Source organism: methanotrophic endosymbiont of Bathymodiolus puteoserpentis (Logatchev), from assembly GCF_900128525.1.
Classification (GTDB): Bacteria; Pseudomonadota; Gammaproteobacteria; order Methylococcales; family Methylomonadaceae; genus Methyloprofundus.
Window position 1 is genome coordinate 1 of the sequence record NZ_FQTQ01000096.1, and the last position, 14,910, is coordinate 14,910.

Sequence of the window (14,910 nt, forward strand, 5' to 3'; positions counted from 1 at the left end):
ATAAATTAATGGAAGACTACTTTCTATTTTATCAACAAAATAGTGCTGAGTTGCACCCTATTATTTTAGCCGCTGAGTGGAAAAATAATTCTGTATTACCCATCAAAACAAAAACACACCAACGACCCGCACAAAGTATCTTTAGGTATGGTTTAGATTGTATTCGTTCCGAATTATTTAATACGTTTTCTCAGCCCAAGAAATTGATGAAGAAGTTGATTTCTTTATTGCGCCCTAGCTCGGAGAACAAGGGCTTTTATAGTGAACAGAGTACTTGATAATTTTTTGTCGTGTACAGAGGTTTAATATATAAGGAGGAAAATAAAACGTGTTATAGGTCCTTTTGTATATGAATATCCATTTGTGGGTAAGGAATATTCAAGCCTTCTTTAGGAAAGGTTTTATAAATATTCTCATTCATTACAAAATAAACACCCCAGAAGTCTGCAGCATTGACCCAGGCTCTAACGGTGAAATTAACTGAACTATCCGCTAATTCTGCAACAGCAATAAAAACTTCTGGATCTTTTAAAATTCTAGTGTCTTCATCACATAAGCGTTTAATAACAGCTTTTGCTTGGTCCAAGTCATCGCCATAGCCTACACCGATAGTCCAATCTACTCTTCTGGTTGCTTCAGTAGAAAAGTTAGTCATTGAGCCTGATGATAAACCCGCATTAGGGAGAATAATGGTTTTATTATCAGGTGTTTTCAAAATGGTATTGAAAATTTGAATTTCTTTTACTGAACCAATAAAACCTTGTGCATCAATAACATCACCGATTTTGAAGGGTTTGAAAATCAAGATCATTACCCCGCCTGCAAAATTTTGCAGGGTACCTGAAAGCGCCATACCAACAGCTAAGCCTGCGGCACCTAATATCGCAATGAATGACGTCATTTCTATGCCCAGCATACCGAGCACACTGATAACCAGCATGGCTTTTAGCAGCCCACCGGCCAAACCTTTTAAGAAAGGCTGTAGTGAAACGTCAGTTTTTGTCTTGACCATTGTTTTGCCAAGTACGCCTACAATGGCTTTAATAATCCAAGAGCCAATAATCCATACAGCAATTGCACCTAATACTTTAGGGCCATAATCAAGACCAATTTGTGTCACTTGGTCTAAAATTGCTTGTGGATCTAAGTCTTTCGTTTGATCTAGTATATCTTCGGGGTTCATCGTACTTTATTTCCTTTAGAGTGGGTTAAAAAATATATGTGGTGATAGTCGTTTGTGTGAATATTTTTCTCATGATTGTAAGTGGTTTAGGATTCTTCTTGTTCAAACCACTTATAAGCTAATCCTGCCAAAACAGCTCCTATTATAGGGGCTAGCCAAAATAGCCACAATTGAGATAATGCCCAGTCTCCCTGAAAAATAGCAACAGCAGTGCTTCGTGCTGGGTTCACCGATGTGTTGGTAACAGGAATACTGATGAGGTGAATAAGAGTCAGGCCAAGACCAATAGCAATAGGCGCAAACCCTTGGGGTGCCCGTTTATCAGTTGCACCTAAAATAATCATTAAAAACATAAAGGTCATAACAATTTCAGTGGTTAGTGCTGCCGTTAAGCTATAGCCACCAGGTGAGTGCTCTGCATAGCCATTCGATGCAAATCCAGCACTAACATCAAAACCTGCCTGCCCAGAAGCAATAATATATAACACTGCAGCACCGGTAATGCCCCCTATTACTTGTGCCGCTATATAGGGGGCAAGTTCTTTCGTTGGCAACCTTCCGCCAGACCACAGACCAAATGAAACTGCTGGATTAAGGTGACAACCAGAGATATGGCCAATAGCAAATGCCATGGTTAATACAGTGAGTCCAAAAGCAAAAGCAACACCAATGAAACCAATACCTAAGTCAGGGAAACCTGCTGCTAAAACGGCGCTACCACAGCCGCCAAGAACTAGCCAAAAGGTACCAAGAAATTCGGCACCTAGCTTTTTTGTTAATGCCACTTTTACACCTCGTATAATTATTTAAGAAGAGTAGTCTGTTTTGAGCTACCTGAATTCAAGTTTAAAGGAGATCATGCAGGCTTTAGACAGGAATGAACTGCAGAGAGGGCGCTGCAGTGTAATGATTATAGCCACTAGTCTTTGTGGGGGCAAGCGCAAAGCAACTTAATTGAATCTAATATATTGGGTTAGTTTCCTTTCCTTTCCTGATATTTCTGAGTAGGGCAAGTACGTGCTTCATTGAGCGCTTACTCACTACAAATCACATAGAGCCACTTTGTAAGGTTTTTAGATGGTATAAGCTTCTGGATAATGTGGTGAAACTATACACTTTTTTTCTTTTCTTTATGATTTTCTTGGGTATGGTTTTAAGCTTGTAATTTTTACTAATGACTGTTTATTGAAAAGCACTACATTAAATCTGATTGGTATTTTTCAAAATCCAGAAGCAATTCATTTGCTTGTTTGCCTAGAACCTGATATTTTTCTATGTTGGCACTCGCACTGTAACAGTGCTAATTATTTTTTGAGGCTTGTGTGACAAAATCATCAGAACTAAACGAACGCTCACAACAACTTTTAAAGACTCTTGTGGAGCGCTATATTCATGATGGTCAACCTGTAGGTTCGCGTGTCTTATCCAAAGATTCTGATTTAAAGCTAAGTCCAGCAACGATTCGCAATGTTATGGCGGATCTTGAGGATCTAGGTTTGATTCATTCGCCCCATACATCGGCAGGGCGTGTTCCTACAGTTAATGGCTATCGCTTTTTTGTGGATACTTTATTAACGGTTAAACCTTTGCATGAGCAAGAGTTAGACCGTTTGCATCAAGGTTTGGATAAACGCAAAAATGATGACTTACTGGGGATGGCGTCGAAACTTTTATCTGAGACCACACAAATGGCAGGGGTAGTGACTCTGCCACGCAAGGAGTTGGTTTGTTTACGGCATATTGAATTTTTACCTCTGTCAAATACCCGTGTTTTGGTTATTTTTGTCACTAATGAACATGAGGTGCATAACCGAGTTATTCATACCTCAAAAAAGTTTTCGGCTACTGAATTACAGCAAGCGGCGAATTATTTAACCTCGATGTATGCTGGAAAAAGTCTAGCCTCGGTGCGTGCTGAAGTCTTAAAGGAGATGCAAGAGGACCAACAGCGGATGAATCAAAGTATGCTTGATGCTGTCAGTATGGCGCAATTAGCATTTAACAAAGACGAAAATAAAGAAGAAGATTATGTACTATCAGGGCAAACAAATTTAATGGACTTTGCTGAACTTTCGGATATGGATAGATTAAAGAGCTTGTTTGATGCCTTTAGTCAAAAGCGCGGTATTATTCATTTATTAGATAAGTGTTTAGCGGCTGATGGTGTACAAATTTACATAGGTGAAGAGTCAGGTTATCGAGCTTTTGATCATTGTAGTTTAGTTACTTCATCTTATACTGTAAACGATGAGGTAGTGGGAGTGTTAGGTGTTATTGGGCCGACACGGATGGCCTATGAGCGGATTATCCCTTTTGTCGATGTGACGGCAAAATTATTGGGTGCAGCCTTGAATACAAAGTAAGCGACCCCATGATACAAAATATCTTTTTTGAATACACTTTGGTGTACAACTCATAACTTTTTGGAGCAATAGATAAATGAGTAATAAGCAGAATACAGCTGAGTCTAAAACAGACAGTGAATTGATTGAAGAAGTACTTGAGCAAGTGGCTGACTTAGATAACGAAGAGGCTGAGGCGGAGAATGCTCAAGAAGCTGATGTTTCTGTTGCTGAGCTACAAGCACGATTAGCTAAAGCAGAAGCAAAAGCGGCAGAAAATTGGGATAAAGTTTTACGTACTCAAGCTGAAATGGAAAACTTGAAGCGTCGTACACAAAAAGATTTAGATAATGCGCATAAATATGGCTTAGAAAAATTTGCTAAAGAACTATTAAGCGTTATTGATAGTTTGGAGTTAGGTATACAAGCAGCAACCAGCGATGCACCAGAAGTAGTTAAGTTGCGCGAGGGAAGTGAGCTAACGGTTAAACAGTTTGAGAATGTGTTTGCTAAATTTAATATTGAAGCTATTGATCCATTAGGGCAGCCATTTAACCCTGAGCAGCATCAAGCGATGACTATGCAACCTTCTGCTGATGTAGAGCCGAATACAGTTATTAATGTCCTGCAAAAAGGCTATATATTAAATGGTCGTTTAATTCGTCCGGCAATGGTTGTGGTTTCTCAAGCCGCTACTGAATAATCAACAAAAGTTGGTAGTTAAGCTTGAAATATAAATTTATAACCACATATTAGATTCAACTTTTAAAACATATATATAAACTATATAAACCTTTTTGGAGCATTCAATGGCTAAAATGATTGGAATTGACTTAGGTACGACCAACTCTTGTGTCGCAGTACTAGAGAATGGTAAAGCGCGAGTTATCGAAAACAGTGAAGGCGCACGTACCACACCTTCTATTATCGCTTTTACTAAAGATGATGAAGTATTAGTAGGTCAATCAGCTAAACGTCAAGCGGTAACAAACCCTGAAAATACTTTATATGCTATTAAGCGTTTAATTGGACGTCGCTTTAAAGATAGTGTTGTGCAAAAAGATATCAAAATGGTGCCATATAAAATCGTTGAAGCAGAAAATGGCGATGCATGGGTCGAATGTCACGGTAAAAAAATGGCGGCACCTGAGGTTTCATCACGCGTTTTGATGAAATTGAAAAAAGATGCCGAAGCTTTTTTAGGTGAAACAGTGACTGAAGCGGTAATTACTGTTCCTGCTTATTTTAATGATTCGCAACGTCAAGCAACGAAAGATGCGGGGCGTGTTGCAGGTCTTGACGTAAAGCGTATTATTAATGAGCCTACTGCTGCTGCACTAGCATTCGGTATGGACCAAACGCCTGGCGATTCGACTATCGCAGTTTATGACTTAGGTGGTGGTACATTCGATATTTCTATTATTGAAATTGCAGATGTTGATGGTGAACACCAATTTGAAGTATTAGCAACGAATGGTGATACTTTCTTAGGGGGAGAAGATTTCGATTTAAGAATTATTGATTTCTTGGCTGAAGAATTTAAAAAAGACAATGGCATTGATTTACATAATGACCCACTGGCGTTACAACGTTTAAAAGAAGCAGCTGAAAAAGCAAAAATCGAACTGTCTTCTGCTGAGCAAACAGATGTTAACTTACCGTATGTTACTGCTGATGCATCAGGTCCTAAACATTTAAATGTTAAATTAACACGTGCTAAATTAGAGTCTTTAGTTGATGATCTCATTGAGCGTACTAAAGGTCCTTGCTTAACAGCCTTAAAAGATGCAGGGTTATCTGCTAAAGATATTGGTCACGTGATTTTGGTAGGTGGTCAATCACGTATGCCTAAAGTACAGAAAATGGTAGAAAGCATTTTCGGTAAAGAGCCACGTAAGGACGTTAATCCAGATGAAGCCGTTGCTTTAGGTGCGGCGATTCAAGCGGGTGTGTTAGGTGGTGATGTTAAAGATGTTTTATTATTAGATGTAACGCCATTATCTCTAGGTATTGAGACAATGGGTGGCGTTATGACTAAGTTGATCGAAAAAAATACCACGATTCCAACGAATGCTTCGCAAGTATTCTCAACTGCGGACGATAATCAAACAGCTGTAACAGTTCATGTATTGCAAGGTGAGCGTGAAGTTGCATCGGGTAATAAGTCATTAGGCCGTTTTGATTTGTCAGATATTCCACCTGCACGTCGTGGTGTACCGCAAATTGAAGTATCTTTTGATATTGATGCGAACGGTATTTTAAATGTATCCGCGAAAGATAAAGCAACAGGTAAAGAGCAATCTATTATCATTAAGGCTTCAAGTGGCTTATCGGACGAAGAAGTGGATCGTATGGTAAAAGATGCTGAAGCACATGCTGAAGAAGATAGAAAAGTCACCGAGTTAGTGTCTGCACGTAATACTGCAGAAGGCATGATTAATGCGACTGAAAAATCAGTAGAAGAGCTTGGTGAAAAAGTATCTGCTGAAGAAAAAACAGCGATTGAAGCCGCGATTGAAGAACTAAATGAAGCCGTTAAAGGTGATGATAAAGAAGCAATCGAAGCGAAAACAACGGCTCTAACTGAATTGTCAGGTAAATTAGCTGAGCGTGCTTATGCACAACAAGCAGGCGCAGAAGAAGGTAATAGCGGTTCTGAAGGTTCGGCAGAGCAAGCTTCTGCAGAAGCAGATGATAGTGTTGTTGATGCTGAGTTTGAAGAAGTTAAAGACGACGATAAAAAATAAGTCGGAATTTTTCTTCCGTTTTAGTGATCGGTACGCCTCGTTATGGAGTAAAACTATGACGAGGCGTTCCTGTATCTATTTATTACAATGCAATTTTAGCAGGGGTTATGCCCTGGCGATTTTAGGGTGTGGACTAAAAAATGGCAAAAGAAGATTTTTATAAGATACTCGGTGTTGAAAGAAATGCCAGTGAAGCAGAAATAAAGAAAAGCTATCGTAAGATGGCAATGAAGTTTCATCCCGATAGGAATAAAGATAAGCCAGAAGGTGCTGAAATACAGTTTAAATTAGTTAAAGAAGCCTACGAAATCTTATCGGATGCACAAAAACGTTCTGCCTATGATCAGTTCGGTCATGCCGGTGTTGATGGCTCCCGGGGTGGTGGTTTTGGTGGTGGCGGTGCTGAAGGGTTTGGCGATATTTTCGGCGATGTCTTTGGTGATATTTTCGGGGGAGGCGGTGGTGGTCGCCAGCGTAGCAGTGTGCAACGTGGGGCAGATTTACGTTATAACTTAGAATTAACCCTAGAAGAGGCCGTAGCAGGCACAGAAGCTAAAATCCGTGTACCTGTACTAGCAACTTGTAGTGAATGTAGCGGCACAGGTGCGAAAAAAGGCTCTAGCCCTGTGACTTGTACAACCTGTCAAGGACATGGCCAAGTTAGAATGCAGCAGGGTTTCTTCTCTGTGCAGCAGACCTGCCCAACCTGTCAGGGTGCTGGCCAACAAATTAAAGACCCTTGTCGTAAGTGTCACGGCCAAGGTCGCATACAAGAAAATAAAACTTTATCTGTTAAAGTACCTGAAGGGGTTGATACTGGAGACCGTATTCGTCTAGGAGGTGAAGGTGAAGCGGGTGCTCAGGGTGGACCATCGGGGGATTTGTATGTACAAATACAAGTAAAAGATCACCCGATTTTTACTCGTGATGGTGCTAATTTATATTGTGAAGTACCGATTAGTATCCCTGTTGCTTGTTTAGGTGGCGAGTTGGAAGTGCCTACCTTAACGGGGAAAGTGAAATTAAAAATACCAGCAGAAACGCAAACAGGTAAGTTATTTAGATTACGTGGCAAAGGCGTAAAGCCTGTGCGGGGTGGTGCGGTCGGTGACTTGATGTGTCGTGTGCAAATTGAAACTCCTGTGAAATTGACTAAAGAGCAAACTGCATTGCTCGAGCAATTCCGTGATTCACTAACGGGGGGTGGCAAGAAGCATAGCCCTCAAGAGCACACTTGGATAGGTGGTGTGAAAAGTTTTATTGATAAATTAACAGGATAATCAAGATGATAAGAGTTGCAGTCGTTGGTGCTTCAGGACGTATGGGCTTATGCTTGATTAAAGCCGCAGAATTAGCAGATAAAACCAAGTTAAGTGCTGCTGTTACTCGGCCTGGCAGTGCCTCTTTAGGTAAGGATGCAGGAGACTTGGCAGGTATTGGAGCAATTAATATTGCTGTGCAAGATGACTTATCCAAAGTTTTAGATCAGTTTGATGTGCTGATTGATTTTACCCGTCCCGAGCCGTCTATGCAGTACATAGAGTTATGTCGTTTAGCGGGTAAGCAGATTATAATTGGGACAACGGGTTATTCTGAAGAGCAGAAAGTGCAAATTGCTGCAGCCGCTAAAGATATCGCTATCGTACTCGCACCTAATATGAGTGTAGGCGTAAACTTATCGCTAAAGTTGTTAGAAATGACCGCAAAAGTGATGGGTGACTATACCGATATTGAAGTGATTGAAGCGCATCACCGTCATAAAGTCGATGCGCCATCAGGCACTGCTTTACGTATGGGTGAAGTTATTGCTGATACCTTGGGCCGCGATTTAAAAGATTGCGCTATTTATGGACGTGAAGGCGATACTGGGGAGCGTGACCGTAAAACGATTGGCTTTTCTACGATTCGTGCGGGCGATATTGTAGGTGAACATACGGTTATGTTTGCTGATGAAGGCGAGCGTGTAGAAATTACCCATAAAGCGACGAGTCGTATGACTTTTGCTAATGGTGCGGTAAGAGCTGCCGTATGGTTAGAGTCACAGAAAAATGGCCTGTATGATATGCAAGATGTTTTGGGTTTGAAAGAGATTTGAGTTCATAAAGCTAGGGTAGACTTTAGTCCGCTTTGCATTTGTGTGTGTGGGTAGGCGGTTAATCATTTTCATAAGGAATAGCGATGAAATTCATTTTGTTTTTTTGCTTATTATTTCCCTTTGTCACGAGTGCTGATAATCTAAGTGATAGTAATAAGTTGTTTGATTTTGCAGAAATTAATTACCCAGAATTTTTTAGCCAAGCAGAAGGGCCTACTTATGAATTAGGTGCTTATTTGGTCCGATACTATCCAGAGCGTGGTTATTATCTTGGCACTAAAGATGGACAAGTTTGGGCTTATGGGGACATTTTTGGCGGCCTATTAAAGCTGGGTAAGATTTCAGATTATGTTGAGTTAGAGCCAGAAGGTGATGCTGTTTTAGCCGAGTTGTTTGCTGACGGTCTTAGTGATGTACAGGTTCAAGGCGTGGGTGAGGTGATTGCAATTTTAGCTGATGATCTTCAAGGTTCTCGGCATCAGCGTTTTATTATTAAGTTAGTATCAGGGCAAACATTGTTAGTCGCACATAATATTGATTTAGCACCACGCGTTTCGAACTTGTCTGTTGGTGATCGAATTGAGTTTTTTGGTGAATATGAATGGAATGAAAAGGGGGGAGTTATTCATTGGACGCACTCTGATCCGATAGGAAAACATATTGCTGGTTGGTTATCGCACAATGATATTGTTTACCAGGCATTATAAATGAAGACAATAGCTCTGCTGTGGTTGTCTTGGAAAGCAGAACTTATTAGCCACACATTCCTAAACTGAGTTTTGTTACGAATGAGATTATGGAACAAAGTTAGCCCTATATTTTTAATTTTGCGAAACCTGAGCTTGTTCAAAAGTTGCCATCTGCGTGTGTAATGCACAGGCAGAACGTAATAAGGGAATTGCCAAAGCTGCGCCGCTAGCTTCACCTAAGCGCATATTAAGATTTAATAAAGGTTTTGCTTCCAAAGCATTTAAAATAATTTGATGACCTTGCTCTTGAGAGCAATGTGCAAATATTAACCATGGTTTTATATCGGGATTAATACGCACCGCTACTAAAGCCGCAACACTACAGATAAAGCCATCGACTAAAATAGGCAGTTGCTGTTGAGCAGCGGCCATATAGGCACCAGTTAATGCAGCAATTTCAAAGCCACCCAGATACTGTAATACTGTTAGCGGCATAGGGCTAATATCCTTATGCTTATCTAATGCTTGTTGAATGATGTCTGCTTTGTGTTGGATGCCTAAGCTATCCAGTCCAGTGCCTGCACCGGTCAATTGCTCTGCACTTAGGTTAAGTAAATGACAAGCAATAGCCGTGGCGCTGCTAGTATTAGCTATACCCATTTCTCCGCCGATAAATAATTGACTATTGCCATCTAAGGCTCTGGTGATAGCTTCTTTACCGGCTTGTAGTGCACTGTGTAGTTGCGTTTCGGTCATGGCTGACTGAGTTAGACAGTTAGCGCTACCAAGGGCAATTTTCTGATGAATAATGGCTAGTTCAGTTAATTGGCAGGCAACTCCTATATCAATAATTTCTAAGTGAGCTTGGTGTTGCTGTGCAAGCACACTAATTGCCGCGCCACCGCATACAAAGTTTTTTACCATTTCCGCGGTAACGGCTTGAGGGAAAGCGGAAACACCTGCCACGGCGATACCATGATCTGCTGCAAAAATACTGATCCATACCTTATCGATATTAGGTTTATCAGTGGCTTGCATAGCTGCAAGGCGTATGGCAATTTGTTCAAGTTCACCTAAAGAGCCGGCAGGTTTTGTTAGTTGTTTTTGGCGGCTGATCGCGGCCAATAGGTAGCGTTGATCAGGCGAGGCAATAGGGAGAGTTAGCCAGTTCATTAGTGTTTTAACTGCTGTGCTAGTCCAGCAGTGATCAGGGTTACTTGTGGGCAAATTTGTGCAAGCTGTTGATGTAAGCGCCCGGCTTCGTCGACAAAACGGCGGCTCATGCTATGCATAGGAATAATACCGGAACCGACTTCATTGCTCACTAGAGCCAAGTCAGCTTGTAGCGTGGGTAATATCGCTAGAAAGGCTTGTTTTTGTTGTAAAAAAATATCCTCCTGATAGTCGCCTTGAGGGTCAAATAGAATATTTGATAACCATAAGGTTAAACAGTCAACTAATATGAAATGTCGTGTGCTATCGTATTCTGCCAACTTATCAGCCAACAAAAGTGGTTCTTCAATTGTTTGCCAATACCTAGGTCGATCGGCCTGATGTTTTTCTATGCGTTCTCGCATTTCTTCATCATCGGCGGTGCCTGTCGCAATGTAAATGACTTCTTTATGACTGGCTTGAGCAAGTTGTTCGGCATAACGACTTTTGCCTGAGCGAGCACCGCCTAAAATAAGGTGTTGCATAAATTTAACCTCCTTGCAGGCGAACGGCTAAAACATCGCATTTTGCATGGTGTAAAACACCGTTAGCGGTTGAGCCGAGCAATAAGGCTAAGCCATGTCTTCCATGAGAACCTACAACAATAAGGTCGGCATGTTGTTCTTCAGCAGTTTCTACAATTTCTATGGCCGTGCTCCCCATTTCTAAAAATTGTCGATCTGCGGGTATACTTAGTTTTTTAGCCATATCAGCCAAACGTTTCTTGGCTGTATTCATTAGCTCTTCGTTTAAATCAAGGTCGAAGGGAATGACGGGACCATAAGCAGCATCAGTTATAGGTAGGTAGTCCACTATATGAATAACACTCAATTTAGCATTATATTTTGTGGCCAAATAGTGCGCTTTTTGGGCGACAGTTTCGCCATGTTCAGAAAAATCGGCAGCTAATAGAATATGTTGATAGTTGTTCATGAAAGCTCTCCTAATTTGTCGGGTTCATTGTTGGAAATAATACGCCCATAATCTGATATGCGCTAAAGATATATAAAAAAGCAATGCCTAAAGCAAAGGAAAAGGATTGGCTCAAGGCATGGCGAATAATATGCGCAGTAATAAGCCAATGCCATATTATTAAGCTAATAATAGCTAACAGAGCTAGCCCATTGTTTGGGCTAATGCTCAATGTGGCAATGACTGGTGCGGCACAAAGGCTGATCAAGGCATCGGTGCCGAGTAAAGCGCAAGTCGTTTGTACAAAACGCTGGCGTTTTTTAGCAATGCTTAGTGCTAAGTTGGAAAAGCCTAGGATAATAATAAGTTCTACAGCTACTTGCAGTAGGGCATTTAGATCATTAACCGACATCTGTATAAGCATAAAGCTGATAATGGCGTAGCCGATAAGAGAGAATCGTAAGGTAGCTTGCGAATAAGGAATATCTTGTGGTTTTTTTTTAAACAAACAAATATTAAAGATCAGCGCTAAGTAGTCGTACATAGTGTGTTTATATAAGATTAGATTTTTTCAGTTAATATGGAATGTTCAGCTTGATTTTCATTTTATACTATAATCAAAGGCTGGTGTATTTCAATTGTGTCTGCCCCACATCGCTTGTGATGCCGCTAGTTTTTGTGTTGACCTTAATATTTCGAGTAACTAAACGTGGGATACGTATAGACTTATTTCTGCTATTACAGAAATACATCTTATGGTTATTTCATGTTGGCATCATTATTTGTAAAGAGGTTAAATAATCGCTTGAGAGTTTTCTCTGTCCGGGAGGGCGTGTTTTGACATCAATTAATAGTAAGTAATAAGGGGATATATTATGCAGAAAATCATCATTTTATTGGTGGGATTTTTATGTGCTGAAGTTTTATGGGCGACACCTGCAAAGCAGCCGACTATGGCTGTTTTACCTTTTCAGCTTAGTCCTGTTATCGACACTATGAGTATTGGCGAGATGAGAGTAACGCGAACGATGGCTGAGCGCGAGTTTTCCAATCAATTAATCGAGTTTTTGGCTAAGTCAAGAAAGTTTAATATGCTTAGTCGTACGCAAATTGGCAAAGTCATGGATGAAAATCGTTTGACTGAGTCAGAATGGGCGCTACCAGGGCAGATAGAAATGATGGCTAAGTTATTGGTTGCAGATTATCTTGTTACGGGCGTTATTAATCGCTTAGAAACGGCTGCAGTTAGTCAAAATATCGCAATTACGGGTGAAACTAGGCCAAGGTTGGTGACTACTTTTAAAATTCAATTTCAAATTTTGCAGAGCAGTACAGGGAAAATTGTTTTAGCTGATCAGGTGATTAATAAATTAAGAAGTGATGAAGTACGTCGTGATATTCCTGCGTTAGAGAGAAGATATTGGACCGCAGCAGATTATAAAGATTTACTCTTTACTCGCACGGCAACTGAAGTGGGCAATGCTATTCTTGCGGGAATATATCCTATTAAGGTTAATAAGGTTTCTAATAATGAAGTGATATTAAATCGAGGTAGTGGTGCGGGAATTGAAGTTGGCCAGTATTATTTGGTGCTGAAGCAGGGCGAAGCCATAACAGATGTTGATACAGGAGAGCTATTAGGGGGTGCAGAAATTCAAGTAGGTATGATTGAAGTTATGTCAGTTGCAACGAAACTGAGTAGAGCAAAAATAATCTCAGGAGCTAGGCACATTGGTATAGGCGATATTTGTCGATTACAAAAGACCATTAGGGGGGGCACTGATGCTGCTTACCCTAGAGTAATGCCTGGTTGGTAGCTTTAATGTTAAGCCCTTTCATGTTTTCAGAGAGAGAACTGAATAAGAGGGGGCATAATTTAAAACTTTAATTTTTTTATCCAGCCCCATCATATCCAGTATTCTGACTTGTAATTTATTTGTTTTAATGTCAAAAATTGCGTAAATACCAATGCTTTTGGAGGTGGCGTTTGTGCTGTAGAACAAATCTCAAACCATCATGGGTATAGGGTGGCTTAAAATACAGAATAATTTCTGACCTTATGTATAAATATTTTTATCTATCATTAAAAAGAGCGAGTTTGTGGGCGGCCGGTTTTATTCTGGTGTCTGGGTGCTCTTCTATTATTGATGCGAGAAAGCAAAAAAAGCCGTATATGGATGTTTATTATTCGGGGGATATTTCACGTGCTGCACTTGAGTTAAGCGAAAAAAGTGCTGATCGAGCAGGGACAGGGGATGAGTTAGTGTGGCTTTTAGATGCTGGCGTCGCAAATTATACGGCGAGTCAATACCAAAAAAGCCTCCAGTTATTCGAGCAATCAGAAAGTCTAATTCAAGCGTTTGATAAGAGAGCTGTTATCACTGCACGAGATATAGGGGCAGAAATAGGCTCGGCAATCACTAATGCGAATGCCTTGCCTTATCGTGGTATGTATTTGGATCGTGTGATGCTCAATGCTTATAAAGCACTCAATTATTTTGCTATCAATGATGTGTCTGGTGCTTATGTTGAGTTACGTAGGATGAGGGAGGCACAACAGAAAGTTGTCAGAAAATTTGCTGATGAGCTTCGGGCTGGTGAGCAAGAGATCGCAGAGTATAATCTTAAAAATCAGCAGAAAAGTCGATCTCTTGGTAATCAAAATACCACGGTGTCATTCAGCTCTATTGTTAAAAATCCTGTGGTAAATGAAGCTTATGTCGTATCAGAGGCTAAAGCAAATAAGCTATATGGGAATTTAGGTAATCCGTTTGTTAGTTATTTTTCAGCGATAGGGTATTTATTAGAAAATAACTATGGGGAAGCCTTAGTGGATTTTCGTAACCTCTATAAAATGATCCCGAATAATAAATTGATTCAAAGCGATTATGTGACAGTGGCACAGCGAATCGGGAGTGAAATTCCAGCGAAGATAGCGAATGTTAAGCCTTTTTCTTACCCGCTTAATAATAAAATAGTGTACGTACTCTTATTTAATGGACGTGCGCCCGCGTTAAAGCAAGAGAAATTTCAATTGATTCTGCCCTATGTCGGTTATACGGGAATAGCTTTTCCTCGGTATGAATATTTTACTGCTCAATTGCAAGGCTTGGATATTGCTTATAAATTTCATAATCAACAAGCATCTGTTACAACTGAGTTGCTCGCAGATTTTGATGCCATTATGTCACAGGAGTACCATAGTAAACTGCCAACGATGGTAACTCGGCTGGTTGTTTCTACCTTAGCAAAAGAAATGGCTAGTTATGCCGCTGTGCAAGCAGCACGCCGATCTAATCAGTCAAATAACGGGGCTGAGTTGGGCGCATTAATATTAACAGGGATGTTTAAATATCTGTTTAATACTGCTGATACTCGTGGATGGGAGACTTTACCTAAACAAGTACAAGTGGCTCATTTTCCTATTCCCGATAATGGGCGATTACTTATTAGTCCTGTTGGTATAGTGAGCAGCGGACAACAAGGTACAGAAGTTATACTGAAGAAAGAGACTAATATTGCTATTGTTTATATTCGCGCTTTATCAAGGGAAAAGCTTATTTATAAAGTAATAGAGTTACAATAAAGTCAATTATCGCCTTAGTTAGGAATGAGCACAAATTAATTTAGGCAAGTTCAATTTAAGAATTATAATGATGCAACTCATAAACTTTATTTAAAATCGACCCAAGATAAAACCTTACTCAAAAGAAATTGAAGCGCAGATGCG

14 protein-coding genes and 1 pseudogene are annotated in these 14,910 nt (G+C 40.3%); 9 read left to right on the plus strand and 6 right to left on the minus strand.

Going from position 1 to position 14,910, the window contains the following annotated elements; genetic code table 11:
- A pseudogene (locus tag BQ7314_RS08215) lies at window positions 1-278 on the plus strand (hypothetical protein); the annotation flags it as partial.
- A gap of 53 nt (window positions 279-331) precedes the next feature.
- On the opposite strand, the gene BQ7314_RS08220 reads toward BQ7314_RS08215, so the two are convergent.
- Together BQ7314_RS08220 and aqpZ are read right to left on the minus strand one after the other, a co-directional pair.
- Complete coding sequence (locus BQ7314_RS08220) at window positions 332-1,183, minus strand: mechanosensitive ion channel family protein (RefSeq protein WP_174483222.1); 852 nt, start codon at window positions 1,181-1,183, stop codon at window positions 332-334.
- 86 nt (window positions 1,184-1,269) lie between these two features.
- A complete protein-coding gene (gene aqpZ / locus BQ7314_RS08225; protein ID WP_174483223.1) occupies window positions 1,270-1,968 on the minus strand; it encodes an aquaporin Z in 699 nt (232 codons plus the stop codon).
- A 537-nt stretch (window positions 1,969-2,505) separates the two neighbouring features.
- Between aqpZ and hrcA the strand changes: the two genes are divergently transcribed.
- From hrcA to BQ7314_RS15790, 6 genes are all read left to right on the plus strand, one after another.
- Window positions 2,506-3,546 carry a heat-inducible transcriptional repressor HrcA gene (hrcA, locus tag BQ7314_RS08230; RefSeq protein WP_174483224.1) on the plus strand — a complete coding sequence of 347 codons (1,041 nt, stop codon included), beginning with the start codon at window positions 2,506-2,508 and terminating at the stop codon, window positions 3,544-3,546.
- Between the two features lie 76 nt (window positions 3,547-3,622).
- Window positions 3,623-4,228 (plus strand): nucleotide exchange factor GrpE, encoded by a 606-nt coding sequence (grpE, locus tag BQ7314_RS08235; protein WP_174483225.1) that lies wholly within the window; start codon window positions 3,623-3,625, stop codon window positions 4,226-4,228.
- Between the two features lie 106 nt (window positions 4,229-4,334).
- A complete protein-coding gene (gene dnaK / locus BQ7314_RS08240; RefSeq protein WP_174483226.1) occupies window positions 4,335-6,272 on the plus strand; it encodes a molecular chaperone DnaK in 1,938 nt (645 codons plus the stop codon).
- A 140-nt stretch (window positions 6,273-6,412) separates the two neighbouring features.
- Complete coding sequence (gene dnaJ / locus BQ7314_RS08245; RefSeq protein WP_174483227.1) at window positions 6,413-7,552, plus strand: molecular chaperone DnaJ; 1,140 nt, start codon at window positions 6,413-6,415, stop codon at window positions 7,550-7,552.
- A gap of 5 nt (window positions 7,553-7,557) precedes the next feature.
- Entirely contained in the window at window positions 7,558-8,367 is an 810-nt protein-coding gene (dapB, locus tag BQ7314_RS08250; RefSeq protein WP_174483228.1) for a 4-hydroxy-tetrahydrodipicolinate reductase, read from the plus strand.
- 329 nt (window positions 8,368-8,696) lie between these two features.
- Window positions 8,697-9,074, plus strand: a complete 378-nt coding sequence (locus BQ7314_RS15790; protein WP_280953871.1) for a DUF3465 domain-containing protein — start codon at window positions 8,697-8,699, stop codon at window positions 9,072-9,074.
- Window positions 9,075-9,188: 114 nt separating this feature from the next.
- On the opposite strand, the gene cobT is transcribed toward BQ7314_RS15790, so the two are convergent.
- The 4 genes from cobT to BQ7314_RS08275 are packed head-to-tail and all read right to left on the minus strand — an operon-like array spanning window position 9,189 to window position 11,724.
- Window positions 9,189-10,229: a nicotinate-nucleotide--dimethylbenzimidazole phosphoribosyltransferase gene (gene cobT / locus BQ7314_RS08260; RefSeq protein WP_174483230.1), complete on the minus strand. Its 1,041-nt coding sequence runs from the start codon at window positions 10,227-10,229 to the stop codon at window positions 9,189-9,191.
- The gene (gene cobU / locus BQ7314_RS08265; protein WP_174483231.1) at window positions 10,229-10,753 is read right to left on the minus strand and encodes a bifunctional adenosylcobinamide kinase/adenosylcobinamide-phosphate guanylyltransferase; all 525 of its coding nucleotides are present in this window, start codon (window positions 10,751-10,753) and stop codon (window positions 10,229-10,231) included. Before cobU ends, cobT begins: the two co-directional genes overlap by 1 nt.
- Before the next feature lie 4 nt (window positions 10,754-10,757).
- Entirely contained in the window at window positions 10,758-11,201 is a 444-nt protein-coding gene (locus BQ7314_RS08270; RefSeq protein WP_174483232.1) for a universal stress protein, read from the minus strand.
- A 10-nt stretch (window positions 11,202-11,211) separates the two neighbouring features.
- Window positions 11,212-11,724, minus strand: a complete 513-nt coding sequence (locus BQ7314_RS08275; protein ID WP_174483233.1) for a hypothetical protein — start codon at window positions 11,722-11,724, stop codon at window positions 11,212-11,214.
- Between the two features lie 331 nt (window positions 11,725-12,055).
- On the opposite strand from BQ7314_RS08275, the gene BQ7314_RS08280 reads away from it, so the two are divergent.
- Together BQ7314_RS08280 and BQ7314_RS08285 are read left to right on the plus strand one after the other, a co-directional pair.
- On the plus strand, window positions 12,056-12,997 hold the full coding sequence (locus tag BQ7314_RS08280) for a CsgG/HfaB family protein (RefSeq protein WP_174483234.1): 942 nt from the start codon (window positions 12,056-12,058) through the stop codon (window positions 12,995-12,997).
- 242 nt (window positions 12,998-13,239) lie between these two features.
- Window positions 13,240-14,766 carry a COG3014 family protein gene (locus BQ7314_RS08285; RefSeq protein ID WP_174483235.1) on the plus strand — a complete coding sequence of 509 codons (1,527 nt, stop codon included), beginning with the start codon at window positions 13,240-13,242 and terminating at the stop codon, window positions 14,764-14,766.
- The last annotated feature ends 144 nt before the right edge of the window (window positions 14,767-14,910 follow it).

Bases quoted from the DNA above. Each gene is read 5' to 3' on its own strand.
- grpE (WP_174483225.1), top strand. From the start codon at position 3,623: ATGAGTAATAAGCAGAATACAGCTGAGTCTAAAACAGACAGTGAATTG.
- BQ7314_RS08280 (WP_174483234.1), top strand. From the start codon at position 12,056: ATGCAGAAAATCATCATTTTATTGGTGGGATTTTTATGTGCTGAAGTT.
- dnaJ (WP_174483227.1), top strand. From the start codon at position 6,413: ATGGCAAAAGAAGATTTTTATAAGATACTCGGTGTTGAAAGAAATGCC.
- dnaK (WP_174483226.1), top strand. From the start codon at position 4,335: ATGGCTAAAATGATTGGAATTGACTTAGGTACGACCAACTCTTGTGTC.
- cobT (WP_174483230.1), bottom strand. From the start codon at position 10,229: ATGAACTGGCTAACTCTCCCTATTGCCTCGCCTGATCAACGCTACCTA.
- BQ7314_RS08275 (WP_174483233.1), bottom strand. From the start codon at position 11,724: ATGTACGACTACTTAGCGCTGATCTTTAATATTTGTTTGTTTAAAAAA.
- dapB (WP_174483228.1), top strand. From the start codon at position 7,558: ATGATAAGAGTTGCAGTCGTTGGTGCTTCAGGACGTATGGGCTTATGC.
- BQ7314_RS08270 (WP_174483232.1), bottom strand. From the start codon at position 11,201: ATGAACAACTATCAACATATTCTATTAGCTGCCGATTTTTCTGAACAT.
- BQ7314_RS08285 (WP_174483235.1), top strand. From the start codon at position 13,240: ATGTATAAATATTTTTATCTATCATTAAAAAGAGCGAGTTTGTGGGCG.
- BQ7314_RS08220 (WP_174483222.1), bottom strand. From the start codon at position 1,183: ATGAACCCCGAAGATATACTAGATCAAACGAAAGACTTAGATCCACAA.
- cobU (WP_174483231.1), bottom strand. From the start codon at position 10,753: ATGCAACACCTTATTTTAGGCGGTGCTCGCTCAGGCAAAAGTCGTTAT.